A 19,062-nucleotide genomic window follows, 5' to 3' on the forward strand; every position below is an offset into this window, starting at 1 on the left:
CGCAGCCTACTACTCCCGGACGCTCCATCTTTCCTCGCTTAGCAGCTTACTACTCGTGTATCCTCCATCTTGCCGCGTTTAGCTTACGACTCGCATGCTATCACCCTACGACCCGCATATGCTCCATCTTTTCACGCTTAGCCTACAACCCCCGTACGCTCTACGCTTTCGACGAAATGGCGCTGCACGAACAGATACAGGGCGATGAGCGGTAAAATCGCCAGCAAAATGCCGGTATCCACCACCAGGGCAACATAGTTCGGATCCGCCTTGGCCGACGAGCCGAGCCCCATGATGGACGGCAGGAACTGATTCGCATCAGCGGGCAGCGAGGCGATCTTCAGCGGCATAAGTGCCCCTTCGCTCATGAAGAGCGAGGTATAGAACGTGTCGTTATACTGCCATACGAACGAAAACAGCGTGACGGTAATGAGCGGCGGGATCGCATTCGGCAGCATAATCGCGAAAAAGGTCTTGATCCCGCCCGCTCCGTCGATCAGCGCCGCTTCCTCGATCTCCTTCGGCAGGCCGCGGAAGAACTGGCGAAAAATATACACGAACAGCCCGGCTTTCAGCCCGGTCGCCGTAGCCGACGTAATGATGGACGGCCAGTAGCTGTTAAGCAGATTGATTCCTTCCTGGCCGGTGAACAGCCGGACCAGCCCGAGCACGTCAAAGCTGCGGAAGTGCAAATACATCGGCACCATCAGCGTGCTCATCGGTATCAGGATCGTCAGGACGACCAGCGCGAACAGCAGATTGTTCCCCGGAAAGGTGAACCGTGCAAATCCATAGCCCGCAAGCGCCGTCGACATTGTCGTAAGCAGCATCGTAATAAACACATAGATCATCGTATTGAGCAGCAGCGGCCAATAATCAAGCAGGTCCAGCACGATTTTGAAATTATCCAGCGTGAAGTGTACCGAAATCATGTATATCGTCGGATTATAAATGTCCTGCTTATCCTTGAACGCAACCGAGAATTTGGAGATGATCGGATAAATAATGATAAAGGTAATGCCGATGATCAGCAGATAACGGAATACCGACCATAGGATCGGCAGCGTCTTGTTCCTGATCCGGTTCATGCGTGCCTGGGCCGATTCTTTCGAAGGCTCTCGAATAATTGCCATGCGTTGCTCCTCCCTTCCTCCTCTTCCTTCTTCTGATCGCATGTGTGACAGCCCTTAGTTTTGGTAAAAGGTTCTTCTCGACACGATGATGCCCATGATGACCAGAAGCAGGCTCACCACGATCGTGTACAGCCAGGCCATCGCCGCGCTGAGTCCGAAATTTTGCGTCTTGAAGGCCGTCTCATAGATCGTTCGGGTTACCGTGCTGTCCGTAAACGAGTCGATGATGGTGTAGATCATGTTGGTCAGGATAAGCGGACTCACCATCGGGAACGTAATTTTCCAGAACGATTCATAAGCGGTCGCGCCTTCGATCTTGGCCACTTCGTACATCGAGCTCGGCACAGCCTGCAGCGCGGCCAGGAAGATAAGAATCTGAACGCCGGAGCTGCTGATGATGTCATAGATCCGCATGACGGCCTCGACGATGTAATCGGTGATCGTGATCGGGAATCCGGCTTCCGTCAATATGCGCACCATGGAGAGCACGTTGAACTGCCCGGACGCCGTGCCGAGCTCCTCCGCCACGGACGCATTTCCGACCAGGTTGATGAGCCCCGAGGTTTCGGCGGCTGAAATTGCTCCGGAAGCGAGAATGACCGGCAGGAAGAAGATCGCCCTTGCCAGTGCGCGTCCCCTGAATTTCTGATTCAAGAGAACAGCCGAGAACAGGCTGAAGAACAGGATTAAAGGCACATCCACGACCGTCCCCAGAATCGATTCCGTCAAAATCCGGTTGAAGTTCGCGTCCACGAACAGCGCATCCTTGAAATTCTGCCAGCCGACGGCCTCCAGCTCATACCCGCCCGGGGAAATGACCAGCTTGCTGAAGCTGAACAAAATGGACTGAAGCAGCGGCCCCGCGAACAGAAAGACAAAGCCGATGAGCCACGGCGCAATGAACAGCAAGCCGAGCATGGATCTTTTTTGCGTTAAGGACAGTCTTAATTTCATGCCCGGTCACCACCTACTGCATAAGATTGCGGCTCAACCGTTATGCCGCGAACCGAGGCCGGCTTGTCGGTATAATTGATCAGGATCGACATGCCGCTCTCATACTTCACTTCAACTACGCCGTCCGCATGCTGCGTGTGCTCGACCAACCGCTCGGTTCGGACCGGAGCGAGCACCTCGTTCAGCTCTTTGTACAGGGCAACGGCCTCCTCGTACCAGTCCCGGTAATCGGCTGCATACATCTCGTCGAATCGCGTGTATTTCAGCTCCGAGCTCTGCTCGTAGGACCACAGATAGCGAGGAGCCGAGCCCATCTCAAGCGACCGGAGCAGCTGCTTGCGGGGATTCTGCTCGTTGCCGATATTGAACGCGCCGGCCGCATAATCGATGTAGCCGTGAATGACCATCTGGTAAAAGGGCACCTCGGCATCGGTAAGGCCAAATTTGCTGCTTGCCGCCGGAACATCGATCAGATGCTTCGCGTACGGCCAGCTGTACGCATTGCCGCCCGATACCATCAGATCCGGGCTCGCCTCCCGCAGCCGCTCCAGCTGATCTTGGGCGATCAGCTTGGCCGTCTCCCGGAATACGACCCGCTGTACCCGGTAGTCGGAGCTCAGAACATCGCCCAGATCCCGCAAGGATAATGAAGCGATGCCGTAACGGCCGTAGGAGTCCGCAAACCGGCTCACGTAATGCGGAAGCTTCGCCGGGGACATCAGATAGTAGGTGCCGTAATACGAATCCATCCGGTTCATGCTGCGGTCGTAAGGATGCAGCTCCGCCGTTTCCCTGGTGACGAACCTGGCGGCATCCGATGCCGGTGTAAAGGAACCATCGTCCCGATACACATGCTGGAACGCAACATCCGGATACAGTCCGCCGCCGGCGGCCTGCAGCTCAGCCGCCAGCTCCTTCAGCTCCGAGACGCTGCCGACGGCCCCGTCCGTCTTGGCGTTGACCGGCGGCTTATGATGAACGCCCTTGCCGAACCAGCCGAGATAACGCATGCGCAAATTCGATACCCCGTCTTCCACAAGCTTCCCGGCAATGTCCCCTGCCTGGTCAAATGTCGTCATGGAGACGACGGCATGATACGGCACGCCAAGGAACGATCGCTGTTTGTCCACACCTCCCAGCATGTCGAGATAGAACGGGATGCGGTCGCTTTCCGCCAGCGGCGTCAGCTTCTTCTCCTGAACCAGCCGCTGCTGGTATAGACGGGCCATTCCCGAGTAAGTCGCATCTCCGCCCGATAGGAAGCTGTACCTGACGGAGAGATGGCCGTCGTACATTTTGTCGCTCAGCAGCTGGATTTCCTGGACCGTGCTTCCGGTGTACAGCTCCAGCATATCCTCGCCCCTGACGGCAAAGCTGCTGAACACATGATTGTACGAGTTTTGCTTGCCGCTGATATCGGCGGACACGCTGGCAATCGCATCCCCTTCCTCAATGATGGCAAGCCATGCGCCGTCTCCGCTCTTCATCCCGAATACCGGCATGCGGGCAGGCTCCGCAACCTGTCCCCGGCTCGCGCTGTTATGATTCGGGTCGGTGCCGTATATCCGCTGCACGTATTGCTCTTCCTTCACCTTCCCGTTATTCAGCATAATCAGGCTGCCGCTGCCGTCCGGAACGAACATATACCCCTGCTCGTTCGTCCCCGCCGCCCCGAAATAACGAAGCAGCTCCATGCTGCGAAGACGGTAGCTGTCGCTTTCGGTTACCTGTTCAAGCGGCACCGACACCATAAGGGAATCCTCGTCGAGGCGATATTCGACCGGAATGGTGAACCGCGGCTTCGAATCAGCGCTTGCCGCCTCCCCTCCGCCTGACGCATTGTCGATGGCCAGATCATCCGCGGTGTATCCGGCCTGCTCGAACGCCCCCAGCATTTTTTTCAGAACCAGCTCTTTCTTGATCTGTTCGTCCAGGCGCTCCAGCACGGCGGGGTTATCCTTCATCGGGTAGTAGCGGGCCTGCACGTATTTAGCCAACGCGGCATCCAGCTTGCTGAGCACTTTCTCCTGCAGCCGCTCGGGCGTAATATATTTCGGCAGGGCATCGATGCCCAGCGAGACATCGCCCAGCGTGTATGTAACCCTGATGCCGTTCTCGATGCTTTCGGCTTGGAAATTCCCGTTCGTTACGCTCCATGTGTAGCTCGGATACGTTTCGAGCGTGCCGATCGAATCGCGGAACGTCACCGTCAGCTGCGAGGACAGAGCCTCCTTCTCGAACGGCGATGCGATCGGATCCTCCGCCCGGTCCGCCGGATTGCTGTACCATATGCGGCCGCTTCGTTTGTCCCGAATCGCGATTTCGGTCGTCTCCGGATGGTAGTACAGGCCAAGCGCGGCAGTCTCTGCGACCAGGCTCATCCCTGGTACGCCCTCGGTCCGGTCCGGCAGAACGGAAAGCTCCTTCCCCGGCGCCGGCTCCGATGCTCCTGCAGCATAAGCAGCAACGTCCACCGCCGGCGCGCCCCGGTTCGCGCCGATCAGAAAGCCCGTTGCAATGCCGGCGATGACGACACATGCAAGCACCGTGTAGAGCCATTTTCTTGATTTCACGGCTGCGGCCTCCTTTACTGTCTAAATATGATCTCGCGGTAGACGTTCACGACGAACGTGTAGATCTGCTGCATCATGCTGAAGACAAGCGTTCCAAGAAACACGATGATGAGCATCACGATGACGCTGAGGAACATCGTCAGAACGGTCTTGCCCGCCGAGTATTGATGGATCGTCATGGAGCCGACGAAGAGCAGTCCGATGAACCAGATCGTCGCGACCATGGTGAGGAGATAATAGAACACGGTCTCCTCCTGAACCATGAACCGGCTTGCAAGCGTCATTGGCGGGTTAATCAGCACCATCGGAATGAGCGCATAGGCGCTGGCGAGCACGATTTCCTTGAACTTCCCCTCCCCGCCCATCAATGTGGTCACGGACCAATTCGAAACGCACCATAGAAAGAACGGGAGCACGATGTACAGCAGCTCGTCAAAGCTGTTGAGCCTCCGGGGATCGTTGAAGTTCACGAGGAAACCGGCATACTCCCGCTGCACGATACTCGCGATGACGACAAGGGCCAGCACGGAGAAGGCGACGCCGAGGCGTCCCCGGTTCTCATATTTCAGATCCCAGTATCCGTCGAAGGGATGAACGATCAAATGCAGAGGAAACTTGAAATACTCCTGCCTCATGCCTGCTTCACCCTCCTCTTGTTTCGATGTCGAACCGTCCGATATACGGCATACAGCAGCACAGCGCCTGTCGCTGCCGACAAGAAGGTGCCGAAATGCTCCTTCATTACTTCACGGCGGTATCGTTTGAAGGCGACGGAGTAATTTTTGCGGTCCATCCCCATCTCGAAGTAATGAAGGGCTTCCTTGTTCTCCCCCTTCATAAGCTTCGCTTTCCCGATGCCGATGTACGCGATGTCGTAATTGGCGTTAAGCTGGAGCACCCGCTCCCAATAAGCCTGCGCTTCCACATCGTCCCCGCGGTAATGATGGCGAACCGCTTGATTGACGTTCTGTCCGAATGCCGTCGGTTCAAACACCACGATGCTTCCCTTGCCTCGATCGAGCACCAGCTGATGCTCCCCGAGCATTTCGACTGCCGCGGGCGTCTTGAATACGCCAAGCTGATTGCCGATGCCGCCATACACATAGAGCAAATTGCCCGTATCATCGTAGGTGAAAATCCGTCCCTGCGTGGAATCCAGCGCGCTGTACATCCCGTCGCCCAGCACCTTGATATCCACGAATTTCGACGGGCCGACGGCTCTCCGGTAGTAAATATCGCCGGCCACCGGGAAATAACCGAAGCGCTTAAGCACATCTTCCCCTGAAGGATTCAGGCGCTTGATCGGCTCCTTCGATCCGACATCGATGTTCGTGGCGTAGACGAATCCTTTGTGGTCAATATCCAGATTGGAAAATTCCGTCGGTATAAACAGCCGCATCTGCGCTTTCTGGGCATCGGTCGAAATAAGCCTCCAGAAATAATCCCCGTAATCGCGCTTCACTTTGATCGTTCCGACATAGCCTAGGAACGTCCCGTCCTCCTCGAACTGCATAATGCCTTCGTAAACTCCGCGGGCAACGACGAACACCCGGTTCGCCTGGTCTACGGTCACCTTCAGCGGAATAAATTGAAAGCCTTGCGGCAGAACGTCGGATTGCGGCTGCTCAATGACCCGGATCAGTTCGCCTTCAGCGCTTAGCACCACGATCCGCTGGTTATCCGTATCCGCAACGTAGATCTGCTCCTTCTCGTCCGTAAATAGGCCGGATGGATTTGCGAAGGTCTCCTTCTTCCCATCCCGGATGAAGGAATCGATCACGCGGACCACCTTCCAGCTGCCATCCAGGCAGACGATCCGACCGTTGCCGCTGTCCAGCACATAAACATGGCCGGAGCCGGACACATGCATATCGCCGGGATCCGCGAATTCCCCGATGCCAAGATCCGTTCCCGTAACCGAGCGAACCGGAAGATAGGGCGCCGGAGCCGGTGTCGCTTCCTCCCAATAATTGTAGTTATAGCTCTCGTACGGAGCGCTGGCGGCGGCTGTTCCCGGAATCAGGCCGGTCAGCAGGGAGACCGCCGCAAGCGAAATAAGCCATCGTTTCGCTGACATGTTATCCCCCCTAATCCTTCATCCCTGAGGTCGCCATCGTCTCGATAATCCGGCTCTGCGAGAACAGGAAGAGCACGATCGGCACGCTCATCAGGATGACCGCCACGGCGGCGCCTGCTCCGGCCCGGGAAATGCCGCCGAGAATGATCTGATTGGACGCGTAATGCAGCGTCTTCAGCTGCTCGCTGTAAATGAAGCCGTTGCCGTCGGTCCCCCACAAAATTTGAAAGAGCAGGATAATGAGCGTCAGCCAGGCGGGCTTCACGTTCGGCATGACGATCGACCAGAATATCCGGTACTCGCTGGCCCCGTCAATCTTCGCGGCTTCGAGCAGGGCATCGGGAATCTGCTCCATAAACTGCTTCATCAGATACAGGCCGAGCGAATAAGCGAATGCCGGAATAATGACCGCCCAATACGTATCGATCATGCCGAGCCACGACAGGATCATGTAGTTCGGCGTCGCTGTCACCACCGGCGTGAACATGAGGGACAGCACGACGACCTGGAACAGAAACGTCTTCCCCGGGAATCGATGCTTTGCGAGCGGGTAAGCTGCCGCCGATGCCAGAATGACATGGCCGACGATGCCGATCCCGGTGATGAATACCGTGTTGAAGATATATCGGGAGAAAGGCACCCACGATTGTCCGAGCAGGTTGATCAGATCGGAGAAGTTGTTCCATGTCGGATTGCGGACGAACAGCGTGGGCGGGAACATAAAGATCTCATCCAGCGGCTTGAACGCATTGTTGATCGCGTACACGAGCGGCAGCGCCATGAAGGCGCCGAACACCGCCAAGAGCGCAAACAGGGAGAAGGTGCCCATGAAAGAACGGTTAACCCGCTTCCCGCGCCGCTTGAGCGAGAGGCTTGGAAGACGGCCGCTTCGTTTCTTCGGCAGTTCATATGCAGCTTTCACGAGTTCTACTCACCTACCTTGCGCAGCAGTTTTTGGACGATCAGATTGGTGCCGACCATCAGGATGAACAGCACCGTGGCAATGGCCGAGGCAAACCCCATCTCAAACCGGGTCGTGCCGAAATCGATCAGATGTGTCACGATCGTCTCCGCCGCATAGTTCACGCTCGGGAACCCGGCAAGCGCAATGGAGACGTCGGCGACGGCGAATGAGGTCGTAAGCTGAATCACCGCGCCGAACATCAGCTGCGGCCGCATCGACGGCAGCGTAATATACCACAGCTCCTGCCACCGGTTGCGGACCCCGTCAACCGCGCCGGCCTCGTACAAGGTCTTGTCAACGGTCTGCAGGCCGGCAATGAAGGCCAGAAATCCGGTTCCGAGGCTTAGCCACAGCTGCACGAGAATGATGATCGGCATGATGAAGGCTTCCGTCTTCAGCCATTGAATCGGCTCCAGGATGATCCCGAGCTTGATCAGCATCCCGTTCATGATGCCGTAGCGGTCTCCCGAGAAAATCATAAGCCAGATAAAGTAGACGTTCCCCGAGATGGAAGGCGCATAGAAGATCAGCGTCATGAACGCCCGCATCCTCGGCCCGAGCTCATTGATGACCCAAGCGAACAGGAAGCAGGCCAAGTAGCTGATCGGTCCGGTGATCGCGGCGAACAAAAGCGTATTTTTAAGTGCAATCAGAAAAATATCGTCTTCGAGAAACAGCCGGGTGTAATTATCCCATCCGACGAACCGCGGAAACTCCAGCATGTTAAAGTACGTGAAGCTGAGGATCATGGAAATGACGACCGGAAGCACGGTAAACAACGTAAACAGGATCATGTACGGTGCAAGCAAAATATACGAATGCTTGCTGGCCTTGATTTCCGCCAGCTTCCGGCTTCCCCAGGTTTGCGGCTTGACGGAGCGGACCGCGGCCGGGGCCGCCGTCTCAGGGTCTTGAAGGCCGGCATTATGCATTTTGATTCCCCCTATCCCTCCGGCACGCCGAATTCTTCTTGTTTGGTCCGAATTTCATCATGAATATACTGAACGGAATCCATCAGAGCCTCCCGCGGCTCGACACCGCTGATCACCGTTCGGTAGAACGCGTTGAACAGATGTCTTCCCGTGGAGTAGCCCCCCGGCACCTCCGGAATTCCCCGCACCCATTCGAACTGGGCTTTTAAATTTTCATAGTCGGCCACGGGCCATGGCAGGCTGTCCAGCGCCTTGATATTCGCGGTCGGATAACGCGCGGCGGCTCCCATCAATCCTTCCATTTCCCGCCCGAAATTCGTCTGCGTTCCATCGCTGGTCCACCACTTGAGGAACTCCCAGGCGGCCTCCTTATCCTTCGCATCTTCAAGCATCATGACTGCGCTGCCTCCGCTCGGGACGGTGCGGTCAACCGTTCCATCCTCTTGCACGGTTCCGGGAATCGGGGCAAATCCCCATTCGCCGCGGATCTCCGGTGCAAAGACGGACAGCTGATTATACGTCGTGTAATCGGAAATCCCGATCGGCATCTGACCGGTACGGAAGCGGTTCGCAAAATCATATTCCCGCTCAAGCTTGTAGTCGGTGTAATACTCGGTCCATCGCTTAAAGGCTTCGAGCGCGGGTTTGGAATCCAGATCCGACTCCCGGTCATGGTTGCGGTAGAACTGTCCCCCCGATTGCATGAGCAGGGCCGCAAACATGGAGTTCGGCGGCAGCGTGGTCCACTGGTCGGGCGCCTGCGCCACGACCGGAAGCCCGAACTGCATATGGTTCTTGTTCAGCACGGCCAGCATGCTTGCCACATCGTCCCACGTTTCCGGGACCTCCAGCCCGAGCTCCTCGAGCACATCCTTCCGGTAGAACATCATGTTGAACGTCTGCGTCTCCGGCAGGGCGTATACGCCGCCGCGGTATTGATACGGTACCAGCGCACTGTCCCGGAACCGGTCAGCCACGGTATCGAAATCGGCAAACTGCGCCAGATCCGCCGCCGAATTGCGCATCGCAAAGTTCACCGGCAGGTCGTTGCCGATCTGCATGGCAACATCCGGTCCTTGACCGGACAGCGTTGCGGGAAGCAGCGTTCCCATGTTGACCAGCTTCAGATTGACGCTGATCCCAGTCTCGGGCGTAAAGGTTTCGTCAATCATGGCCTTTACGGTATTCGCCTGGTCCCGGCCGCTGCCGATCCATACGGTAATCGAACGCTGATCCTTCCCGTCCGACACATTGCCGATGTTGTTATAATCAATGAAGAAGGAGCTGGCAAAGGTATTCAGCTCGTGCTTTACTTTATCTCCTGCCCCCATCCCGCTTTTCGGCAGCTTGGCGTCAGGAGAAGCGATATATAACGCATCGAGCTCAAGCGGCTGCTCCCTGGCCTGCTGCAGCCATGTCCCGAGGCCCCCGGTGTTGGTCTTGTAGGCCTCCAGCCGGCGCGGAATCGTATCGGGCTTGGCGATCATCTCATCGAGCTGGAGCGCCATGATCTTAAGGAGCGCCTCTTGATCGCCGGACTGTCCCGACAGCTCTACCAAGCGGGAGGCGATCGCCTTCAGTCGGTCGCTCTCAAACTGCAAAGTCTCAATCAGCTCCGGAATGCGCTGTTCCACCCGATAATCCCGGAACTCATCCGGATTGGTGCCGGTGATCATTAAAATTTTCCGGTACATCGCATTCAGATTCAGCAAACTGTCCTCCACTTCGTGAATCAGCGGAGCGAATTCGCCGAGGCTCGCTTCAAGGCGCAGCACATGCTTTCCACGTGTAAGATGGAACAGGTACGGCTCCTCGCCGCCAAGCACATCCATCCGGTACCCGTTCTTGAAGCGGAACGGAATACGATTCATCTCGTCAAATGGCACTTTCCCGTCAATCGTCAGCTTCCGCGTGGAATATATCCCTCTTACAAAATTTTGCTGGGATTTGAAGGCGATTTTGTACAGCCCCGTTTCCGGCACGTCCAGCTCCCACTCGATCCACTGACCCGGCAGTCGCCAGTTATAGCCGCCGATTGTATTGATCCGTACCTCGGATGCGCTGTACGGGCGCACGCTCGGACTTGCGCGCTCGCTCAGCGGATACAGCGTCGGGGAGGATTTGGCCGTTGCCGCTTCCGCTTGGATCTCAAGCAGGATTCCCTCGGTTTGCGGCGTTCCCTCGGCTTCGTATTTCGCCTTGACTTCGGTGTAAGGAAGCGGATCCGGCTGCTGCAGCAGCTTCAGCTCCCGGATGACCATCGGCTCCCGAGCAGCGGTTAGCGAGATCGTATGCTCGCCCTCCGTGAAGTGGAATAGAAACGGCTCGGTTTCATAGCCGTCCGCATCTTTCAGCACCGTTTCGATCCACGCCGGACGCTCTATTTGCCTTGGCCTCAGATCGTTACCCTGATTGTCCCGGTCCACGCTGTCTTTCGCATTGCCCCAAATCCGGTCGAACTGTAAATAAGCAGCTTCCTGAAAAGGAATGTTCCCGTCGATTCGAAGGGAGCGCTCGATCGAGGAGCTCTTTCCCTCTACGGGGTAATACAGCACGGACAGATTATAAAGGCCCTCTTCCTCTACTCGAAGCTTCCACTCCACCTCGCCCTTCTCGCCGGTGTAGAGCGATGTGCCGGGGCTGCCTTCATATTGGTCAAGCTTCCGGAATTCTCCCCCCTCAGCACGGCTGTACTCGGATGCGGGGATGGTGATTTCTTGTCCCGGTCGACCGCTACCTTCATATTTCGACAAATACTGGGCATAAGGCATCGCTTTGCCGGCCTGAGCGCCGGTCTGGATCAGCGAGGCCGGACGATCAAGCTTCCATTCCGCCGGGGCGCCGATCTTCATTTCGCCGGGATCATCCTTGCCCCGGTTGAAGAAGAGCATCAAGGCCGCGACGATCAGCAAAAGGGTCAGGAGTCTGCCCATCCATTTGTTTAGCTGCAATTGGCGTGTCAATGTTCATCCCCCTTATCAGGAGAAGGGAGGCTGAGGCTGCCGCTCTTCGCCCCCCGTCCATCCGTCTTATTTGCCCATTTTGTCAACGGCAGCCTGTGCCTGCTGTTTGTATTTTTCAGCCGTCGCCGTCACGGATTGGTTGTTTACGATAATGTCCTCGATGAATGCGCCAGTCGGATAATCCGTGTACGCTTCGTCAACGGTAATTACGCCGGTTCCCGCAATATGCTCGCGGATCATGTCGATGTCTTCCTGATTTGTGTAAATCCCCTCCAGGTAATCCTGGCCCGGATATTCCTCTGTCGACTGGATATCGAACGTTTCTTCATAGATTTGGTAGACGATGGCCGGATCTTTAACGCCCTTCGGAATGAACTTCGCGGAAGCGGCCGTGTTCGCGTAGGTTGCCTCCGGCGAGCCTTGCGGTCCGTTCGGAATCGGCACGATGCCGACTTCGAAGGTCACGTCGCCCAGCATCCATTCCGCCGCCGGGAACATCGCTACGTCACCGTCCTTGAAGGTGTTCGTTTCTTCCCAGTTCGTCTTGTTGCCGCTCTTCACCTTGACCACCTTCTCGACGTTGTAGAGTCGGTTAATGAATTCGGCGGCTTCCAGCGTTTTCGGGTCGGACAAGCCTTCTTTGCCGTTCGCATCGTCGACGATTTTCCCGCCGTTGGCTGCGGTAAAATGCTTCACGGCGTCGATCGCCCAGCCCGAGAAGCCCCACACGTCCGTCTTCCCGTCATTGTTCGTATCCTTCGTTGCTTGTTTGGCAATCTCCATGAACTTATCCCAATTCCATTCGCCCTTGGCATGCAGCTCCTGCAGGTCCGGAAGACCGTGCTTCTTGAACAGGTCGCGGTTATAATGCAGCCCGAGCCCGAGGGAGATCGGATTGTCGAACCCGTATTCGCCGCCGCCGATGGCAGGGTATTTCATCTGCAGATTCGCCTCGTTGTTAATGTTGTTATGATCGGTCGTAAACTCGCTGATCGGCAGGAGCTGCCCTTTCATGATCGCAGGCAAAGCCGACTTGTACTCCAGCTGCACGATATCGGCAAACGGCTCGCCGGCGAGCACGCTTGTCGTAAACTTGTTCATATACTCCTCGAAGGGCACGTTAACGAATTCGATTTTGACATTGTACTTCTTCTCGACTTCGGCAATCTTCTCAAGTCGCGCCTTCTCGTCGGCCGTATTGCCTGCGGGCGTCAAATCCCACCAGGCCGCAACCTTGATTACTCGACCGCCCAGATCAACCGGCTGTGCCGGCTCTTCTTCCTTCGGCGTTTCGCTTCCCGCCTGTTCCGCAGCCGGTGCGGGCTCGGTCTTGGGAGCTTCCGTCTGGGCGCCGCCTCCGCCGCTGCAGGCAGTGATGACAAACATCAAGCAGATAAGCAATAAAGAAAGCCCTTTCATTTTTCTCACTTTAAAAACCTCCCTTATTTGTAAAAGCACGATTTAACTTGATGTCGTTCCCGGATGCGATGGTTCTGGATAAACGGAACATCTTGATCCTCGGTATGCCCCCTCCATTCCGTTATCTATGTTTGCCAAAAAATATAACATCAGTTTTTCTAGTCGTCAATATTTATTATTTTATAAATAACAATAAACCTAATATTTTTCGATAATAATCTATTCTAGTTATTAATAATCAACTCATTATGTATGTTGAAAAATGTCGATACCCCACCAAAAGCCTTTAAATACAAGGAATCGACTTCATTTTCACCTACATGACCATCCAGCATCCGTTTTATCCAAAATGTTATTTTTTTGTTATGAATACAAAAAGGCCCCGATGCTTCAATCCGCATCGGAGCCATGCGTATTCACCCCATGGGGCTATAATCTAATCGGTCTCTCCCCGGGAAGGCTGCTGAAGATCCCTGACGATGACGTCAGCCTGGATCAGGATCCTCTCGTAACCGGAATCCGGGTTGGTAATCCGCCACAACAATTGATCTACAGCCCTCATACCGAGCAATTCCTTATCGATATTGACCGTAGCCAGAATGGGCAGCTGATCATAAGTATTATCGAATCCGGTGAATTGAACGTCGCCCGGAACCTCGATTCCCCGCTGCTTCAAAATATCCATCGCAAACATTGCCGTGATGTCGTTATTGCATACGAACACCTCCGGCAGCTCTTGACCTGCTAAAGCCTTGCTCAATGTTGCCGCCAGATCCTGGTCGATCTCGGGACTGATCAGCTCGGGGATCTGACGATGCTCAATTTTGTAATCGGCCAGCACGGATGTAAACCCAAGATACCGCTCGTAAAAACTCGGCGCATCGCTTATGTTGCCAATGAACTGGTACTTCTTGTACCCCCTGCTCACCAGCTTGGTCATCATTTGCCGCATGCCGTACAAATTGTCGGTGAATATCGTATCCGACTGGAATGCCGGGTCCATATGATCCACCATGACGACAGGAATATTCAATTTTTTGATATCCATCAAATTTTGCGTGGACACGGAGCCTACGGTGACAATCCCGAGCAGGCCCTGCGGGTTCAACAGCGAGAACATATGGTCATTAGACGGCTCGGTCAGTGTCAGAATGTCAAGGCCCCGTTGATTTAAACGGGTGGAGATCCCGTCGAAGACAGGCCCCCAGTACAGAGACTCCCGATTTTGGTACCGCACGTTAGGGAAAAGGACGAGAACAGCCCCGGCCCATTTACGGTTTTCCGGGTCCTGAAGCTCGGAACGACCGCCCGTATGTCCGGGCTGATCCTTGAAATAACCCAGCTGCCCGGCAGCCTTCAGTATCATTTCCCTGGTTTGCGGGCTGACGCCCGACTTGCCGGATAGCGCACGGGACACCGCAAATTTGGACACGCCCGTAAAATCCGCAATTTCTTGAATGGTTACTTTTGATTTCATCATATCAACCTACTTAAGCATATTTGTAGATCCGTACCAACCCATGTGTGTTTTGCGTGTTATTTGTGTTAGTTTTTGTTAGGTCACAATCATAATACTATTCGAGAAATGCTTGCAAGTCAAAGTATATCCTGCATTTTCTTGTTTTCATTTTCATAAAAAAGTATACCCTGGGACTTATAAGGGGGAGGACTAAAGGCCATCACCAGCATGCATCCGGCTCCATGAATGAACGTGTGATTTCGCCTATAACATGACCTTTTTGATAAATCGATAAAAAATAAAATAAAGCCGCTCCGGGTGGACTGTCTAATAGTCTCACCGGAAGCGGCTGTACGTTTACTATAGGGTGATCATGTTTCGACGCTTGTTATTCTTTAATCAGCAGCGGCTCCCAAGTAAAGCCCTCACCCGTAATTTCGGCACGGAGCTTCGAAATTCGGCTCAACGTCTCTTCCCGCTGAGCTTCCAAGGATTTCACCGAATCCGCATACAGCTCGCCGAGCTTCTTCTCCGTGCCGCTTGCCATCGCCGTAATCTGCTGCTTCAGAGCTGCGTTGCTCTTGGACAGGGCAGCAGTCTGTGTCTTAAACAGCTTGCTGTACTGGCTCTTGGCGGCTGACTTGCTGATCTGTCCTTTTTTATACTTCCATATCGGGCTATTCAGATAATGCGCGTTGGAGCCGTTCTTCAGCTTCCACATCGGACTATTTAGATAATGTTCATTGACATTCTTCGCCATTTTCCACGCTGCGCTGTTCAAATAGGTCGGAGTAATCGTTTTTTTGTAGGTCCACATCATGCTGTTCAGGTAAGTATCGCTCATTTCCTTATCCAGCTTCCACAATGTGCTGCTCATATAATGTCGTTTCGTCTCCGAGACATACTTCCACATCGAACTTCTCATAGAGGTGGGATTGATCTCCCGGGCATACTCACGAAGCTTATCCTGGATATCCCGATTTCCCTCATACTTCGCCTTCAACTGCTCGAGATCCGCCTCCAGCTTCTCGTTCCATAGCTTCTGATCATCCAGCAGCGTTTTCTCCAATTGATCCAAGGACGCATGAGAGGCCTCATAAAACTGCTTATATTGCTTATCCATTTGGTTCTGGTAATTGTTATAAGCATTTACGGTTTTCTTATTGTACGCTTTGTAATCATTCCATACCTGATTAATCCACTTCTGGTCCGCCGCATGCGCCGTTGTTAGCGGCATCATGCTGGAGACTGCAAACAAAAGGCCGCAGACCATAAGCAGCCATTTCCGCATGAATCTCATCCCAATCGCCCCTTCTCCTAATATATACCAAAGGCTATTGTACCTTAACCGAAAGTTGCCTTCCAATAGGCATGACGACCCACTGACTTTCAGACTAGGATGCTTGAAAGCCGCGTTCTCGGACAATGACTCGCAGGCTGGCTCTTCTCCTCATCAGGTCGCAGCTCCGCGCTTTCCTTCCGCACGCCCCCTCCTTCCTTCTTAGATCCAATCATCCCCCCCTTCGTCCTATGGTCCTTTAATAACGAACGGGAAGCAAGCCAGTTACAACTATATCTTTAATTAACAGCAGCCTGAATCGCTTGGCAGCATAGAAAATAATCAGTAGGATAAAAGTTCATTTCCTCCGGCCAAGGTGGATACGGCCGAACAAAAATAAAGATGCAATACAAAACCAAGACCCCTTGGCTTACCGCCAGGGGTCTTGGTTACGCTGAGCATTATGTTACGGTAATCAGGATTCCGTGGAAATATTCCATGTCACCCCGTACTTGTCCGTCAATATGCCGTATGCCGGGCTCCAGAACGTCTCCTGCAGCGGCATCCCAACCTTGCCGCCTTCCTGCAAAGCTTCGTAAATTTGCCTCGAACGATCTGCCGATGGCGACATGATGCAAATCTGAACCTGATTGCTCGATTGTACCGGCTGGCCCGGGAATGTGTCCGAGAACATGAGCTCGCTGCCGCCAACCTTTAGCAGTGCATGGGATATCCGGTCCTTGGCGCTTTCAGGCAACGGAAAGTCAGGGTTTGCCGGCATTTCGCCAAATGTCTGAATCATCACTGTCTCGGCTCCCAGCACCTGCTCATAAAAACGGATCGCCTCCTTCGCATTTCCATCCAGGATAATGTACGGATTCAAACGCAGTGTCATGATGGATCCACCTGCCCTTTGTTCAATGTATGTATCGACTTTCATTATCGCCCAATCCTTGCCGTTTTAGCAAACACACCCATGCATCAAGAAAACCGAATGTTATTTACTTCCTTTTCCTTTTGTTCGTCTGGGACTTTCTCCCCTCATGATCGAGATATCATGGTGCAGAAAAATCTTCTTCATTTCATATCTACATATGATCGTAATAATGAATATACCCGCAACAAAAAAACCAAGCTTCCCCCGAAACGGGGCGAAGCTTGGTTTACATTAGCTGCATTCTGCCTGCTTACATGCTCTCTTCAACGGCGGGAACTGGCTTCGATTTGCCATAGAGCACGGTGAAATCCATCGTGACTTCCAGTTCCCTCGGAAGATTATCCGACATTTTTAACTCCGGGGAAGCCCCCCATGACAATGGCGTCATCTGTACCAGAAGAGAGCTCTCCTCGGGGCTCAGCCTCTTGCGATACTGAATTTCTTTCGTTTCGATGAGCTCAAAGTAACGGTTGAACAGCTCGATCGTATGGCCGCTCGAATCGCGTTCCCTGCTCTTCCTGCCATATAACAGCTCACGAAGCTCCTGCAAATACGAGTTCCCCGAGATGACCTTTATCAGCACCCCGTCCTCTGTCAGCAAGCGTCCGAATTCGGCATAGTTGGAGGGCGACAAAATATTCAAAATGGCGTTAAACCGGCGGTCACCGAACGGACTGTTCGCCAGATCGGCTACGCACCATACCAGGTCCGGCGAAGCCTTGGAAGCCAGCAGGATCCCTTCTTTGGCAATATCGATCCCGGTTCCTAAATAGCGCTTGCAGCCAGGCCTTTCCTCCAATTTGCTAATAATTGACCGAAGATGGGAGCCTTCGCCGCACCCGGCATCCAGTAAAGTCTGAATCTCGGAATGCGATTCCCGCCTGCGGATCAATAGATTACATATATATTCGATCAGCGGGTCGAAGAAGCCGCTGTTACTGATCATGCTGCGCGAAGCAAACAATGATTTATCATACTTGCTCTTCGAAGGACGCGGCAGCAAATTGACATATCCATGCTTCGAAATATCGAAACAATGGCCGTTGCTGCAGTCCAGGCTGGACAGCCGGTTGACGCGCATCGGACTTTTGCAGATCGGACAACGGAACAGCTGCTCTTGGGAAGCAACCAAACTCGCTTTGGTTAATGCCTCCTCTGGATTATAACGGGACATTTCGTTTCCACCCTTTCCATTCGATTAGTCGATGAATAAAGGTGCAGCAAAATAAACCCTTGTCCCATTAATTTCAAAAAAATGGACCGCGCCTATCTCTAAATCTGCACCTCTGATTATCGCAACCGAATGTAATAGATCATAACGAAGCCTCCCTAGATTGGAATAGAGCATTCTAGTCCTATTGCCAATAGTAACACGATTGAAGATCGGAAAGAACTTATACAACAAATTAGCAAAACAGATCAAAAGTGAGGGCTCCGCTCCTGCTATCCTAATGACATCGTTATGGATCCAATGAGCGGTAACATAGCGCGGCAAGCTCAGGTTTGATTATTATCTTTAACAAAATGACATATATATATTGCATTATGACATCTAAACCTGTAAAATGCAGATATGTAAGAAATAAAAACAACTTGTTCTTTCACTAGAAAGGAGCCCAATACACATGAACTGGTTTAAAAAGAAAGCAATCGATGATGAACGCATCGTCAACCTGAAAAACAACATTTATAAAGAAGCCTATATGCTGATCATGCTGATCTGCAGCGTTTCGGCCGTAATCAAAACCTGGTTTTTACCGGACCGCGGATCCGTTCTGACCGAAATGCTGGTCATTCTGGGAGGCAGCTTGTACTTTAGCATCCGAAGCGTGGCGATGGGGATCTACTCCGATGAGGTGGAAGTGCATGACCAGCACCACAAAATGTCGTTTAGCCGGCGCACGGCGATTTCCGGACTGGCCATCGGCTTGATCCTCGCCCTCTTCTTAGGGATACGAAGTGCCGTCGTGTATGGGGATGGCAGCAGTCAGACCGCTTGGAAGTATTTCCTTTCCGTATTCTTGTTTTCGCTAATCTTCTACATCCCGCTATTTGCCGGAACGATGACGGCCATTCACCATTTCGCAAATCGAGTGAGCCGAAAAGTATCGCAAAATGACCAACTGGACTCATAAGAAGGGAGACAAGGTGATTTTGCATGAAAAATATCAAGCTGAAAATGGCCCGGGTGGAAAAGGATCTCTCGCAAGAAGAATTGGCCCGGATCGTCGGGGTATCGAGACAAACGATCGGATTGATCGAGCTCGGCAAATACAACCCTTCACTCAGCCTCTGCATTGCCATTTGCAAGGCGCTGTCCCGTACGCTGGACGACCTTTTCTGGGATGAGTGAGTTATCAAGAAACCCGTAC

15 protein-coding genes are annotated in these 19,062 nt (G+C 53.6%); 2 read left to right on the forward strand and 13 right to left on the reverse strand.

Going from position 1 to position 19,062, the window contains the following annotated elements:
* Positions 1-137: 137 nt before the first annotated feature.
* From BBD41_RS08725 to BBD41_RS08790, 13 genes are all read right to left on the reverse strand, one after another.
* Positions 138-1,133, reverse strand: coding sequence for a carbohydrate ABC transporter permease (locus BBD41_RS08725; RefSeq protein WP_099477296.1), 996 nt, complete (start codon positions 1,131-1,133; stop codon positions 138-140).
* Positions 1,134-1,187: 54 nt separating this feature from the next.
* Positions 1,188-2,087: a carbohydrate ABC transporter permease gene (locus BBD41_RS08730; RefSeq protein ID WP_007131558.1), complete on the reverse strand. Its 900-nt coding sequence runs from the start codon at positions 2,085-2,087 to the stop codon at positions 1,188-1,190.
* Positions 2,084-4,660, reverse strand: a complete 2,577-nt coding sequence (locus tag BBD41_RS08735) for a DUF5696 domain-containing protein (RefSeq protein ID WP_099477297.1) — start codon at positions 4,658-4,660, stop codon at positions 2,084-2,086. Before BBD41_RS08735 ends, BBD41_RS08730 begins: the two co-directional genes overlap by 4 nt.
* Before the next feature lie 14 nt (positions 4,661-4,674).
* A complete protein-coding gene (locus BBD41_RS08740; protein WP_077569456.1) occupies positions 4,675-5,295 on the reverse strand; it encodes a Yip1 family protein in 621 nt (206 codons plus the stop codon).
* Positions 5,292-6,737: an NHL repeat-containing protein gene (locus BBD41_RS08745; RefSeq protein ID WP_099477298.1), complete on the reverse strand. Its 1,446-nt coding sequence runs from the start codon at positions 6,735-6,737 to the stop codon at positions 5,292-5,294. Before BBD41_RS08745 ends, BBD41_RS08740 begins: the two co-directional genes overlap by 4 nt.
* A 10-nt stretch (positions 6,738-6,747) precedes the next feature.
* Positions 6,748-7,659, reverse strand: coding sequence for a carbohydrate ABC transporter permease (locus BBD41_RS08750; protein ID WP_099477299.1), 912 nt, complete (start codon positions 7,657-7,659; stop codon positions 6,748-6,750).
* Between the two features lie 5 nt (positions 7,660-7,664).
* On the reverse strand, positions 7,665-8,633 hold the full coding sequence (locus BBD41_RS08755; protein WP_077569459.1) for a carbohydrate ABC transporter permease: 969 nt from the start codon (positions 8,631-8,633) through the stop codon (positions 7,665-7,667).
* Positions 8,634-8,644: 11 nt separating this feature from the next.
* Positions 8,645-11,596 carry an extracellular solute-binding protein gene (locus BBD41_RS08760; protein WP_099477300.1) on the reverse strand — a complete coding sequence of 984 codons (2,952 nt, stop codon included), beginning with the start codon at positions 11,594-11,596 and terminating at the stop codon, positions 8,645-8,647.
* Positions 11,597-11,662: 66 nt separating this feature from the next.
* Positions 11,663-13,024, reverse strand: coding sequence for an ABC transporter substrate-binding protein (locus BBD41_RS08765; RefSeq protein ID WP_099477301.1), 1,362 nt, complete (start codon positions 13,022-13,024; stop codon positions 11,663-11,665).
* Positions 13,025-13,451: 427 nt separating this feature from the next.
* Positions 13,452-14,492: a LacI family DNA-binding transcriptional regulator gene (locus BBD41_RS08775; RefSeq protein ID WP_099477302.1), complete on the reverse strand. Its 1,041-nt coding sequence runs from the start codon at positions 14,490-14,492 to the stop codon at positions 13,452-13,454.
* Positions 14,493-14,862: 370 nt separating this feature from the next.
* Complete coding sequence (locus tag BBD41_RS08780; protein ID WP_099477303.1) at positions 14,863-15,774, reverse strand: hypothetical protein; 912 nt, start codon at positions 15,772-15,774, stop codon at positions 14,863-14,865.
* A gap of 454 nt (positions 15,775-16,228) precedes the next feature.
* Positions 16,229-16,648: a VOC family protein gene (locus BBD41_RS08785; RefSeq protein ID WP_099477304.1), complete on the reverse strand. Its 420-nt coding sequence runs from the start codon at positions 16,646-16,648 to the stop codon at positions 16,229-16,231.
* Between the two features lie 292 nt (positions 16,649-16,940).
* Complete coding sequence (locus tag BBD41_RS08790) at positions 16,941-17,864, reverse strand: putative RNA methyltransferase (protein ID WP_099477305.1); 924 nt, start codon at positions 17,862-17,864, stop codon at positions 16,941-16,943.
* A 451-nt stretch (positions 17,865-18,315) separates the two neighbouring features.
* Between BBD41_RS08790 and BBD41_RS08795 the strand changes: the two genes are divergently transcribed.
* Positions 18,316-18,825 (forward strand): DUF6773 family protein, encoded by a 510-nt coding sequence (locus tag BBD41_RS08795; RefSeq protein WP_189636149.1) that lies wholly within the window; start codon positions 18,316-18,318, stop codon positions 18,823-18,825.
* Positions 18,826-18,848: 23 nt separating this feature from the next.
* The gene (locus BBD41_RS08800; protein ID WP_007131544.1) at positions 18,849-19,043 is read left to right on the forward strand and encodes a helix-turn-helix transcriptional regulator; all 195 of its coding nucleotides are present in this window, start codon (positions 18,849-18,851) and stop codon (positions 19,041-19,043) included.
* The last annotated feature ends 19 nt before the right edge of the window (positions 19,044-19,062 follow it).

The sequence above is a fragment of the Paenibacillus ihbetae genome (assembly GCF_002741055.1).
Lineage (GTDB): Bacteria > Bacillota > Bacilli > Paenibacillales > Paenibacillaceae > Paenibacillus_AQ > Paenibacillus_AQ ihbetae.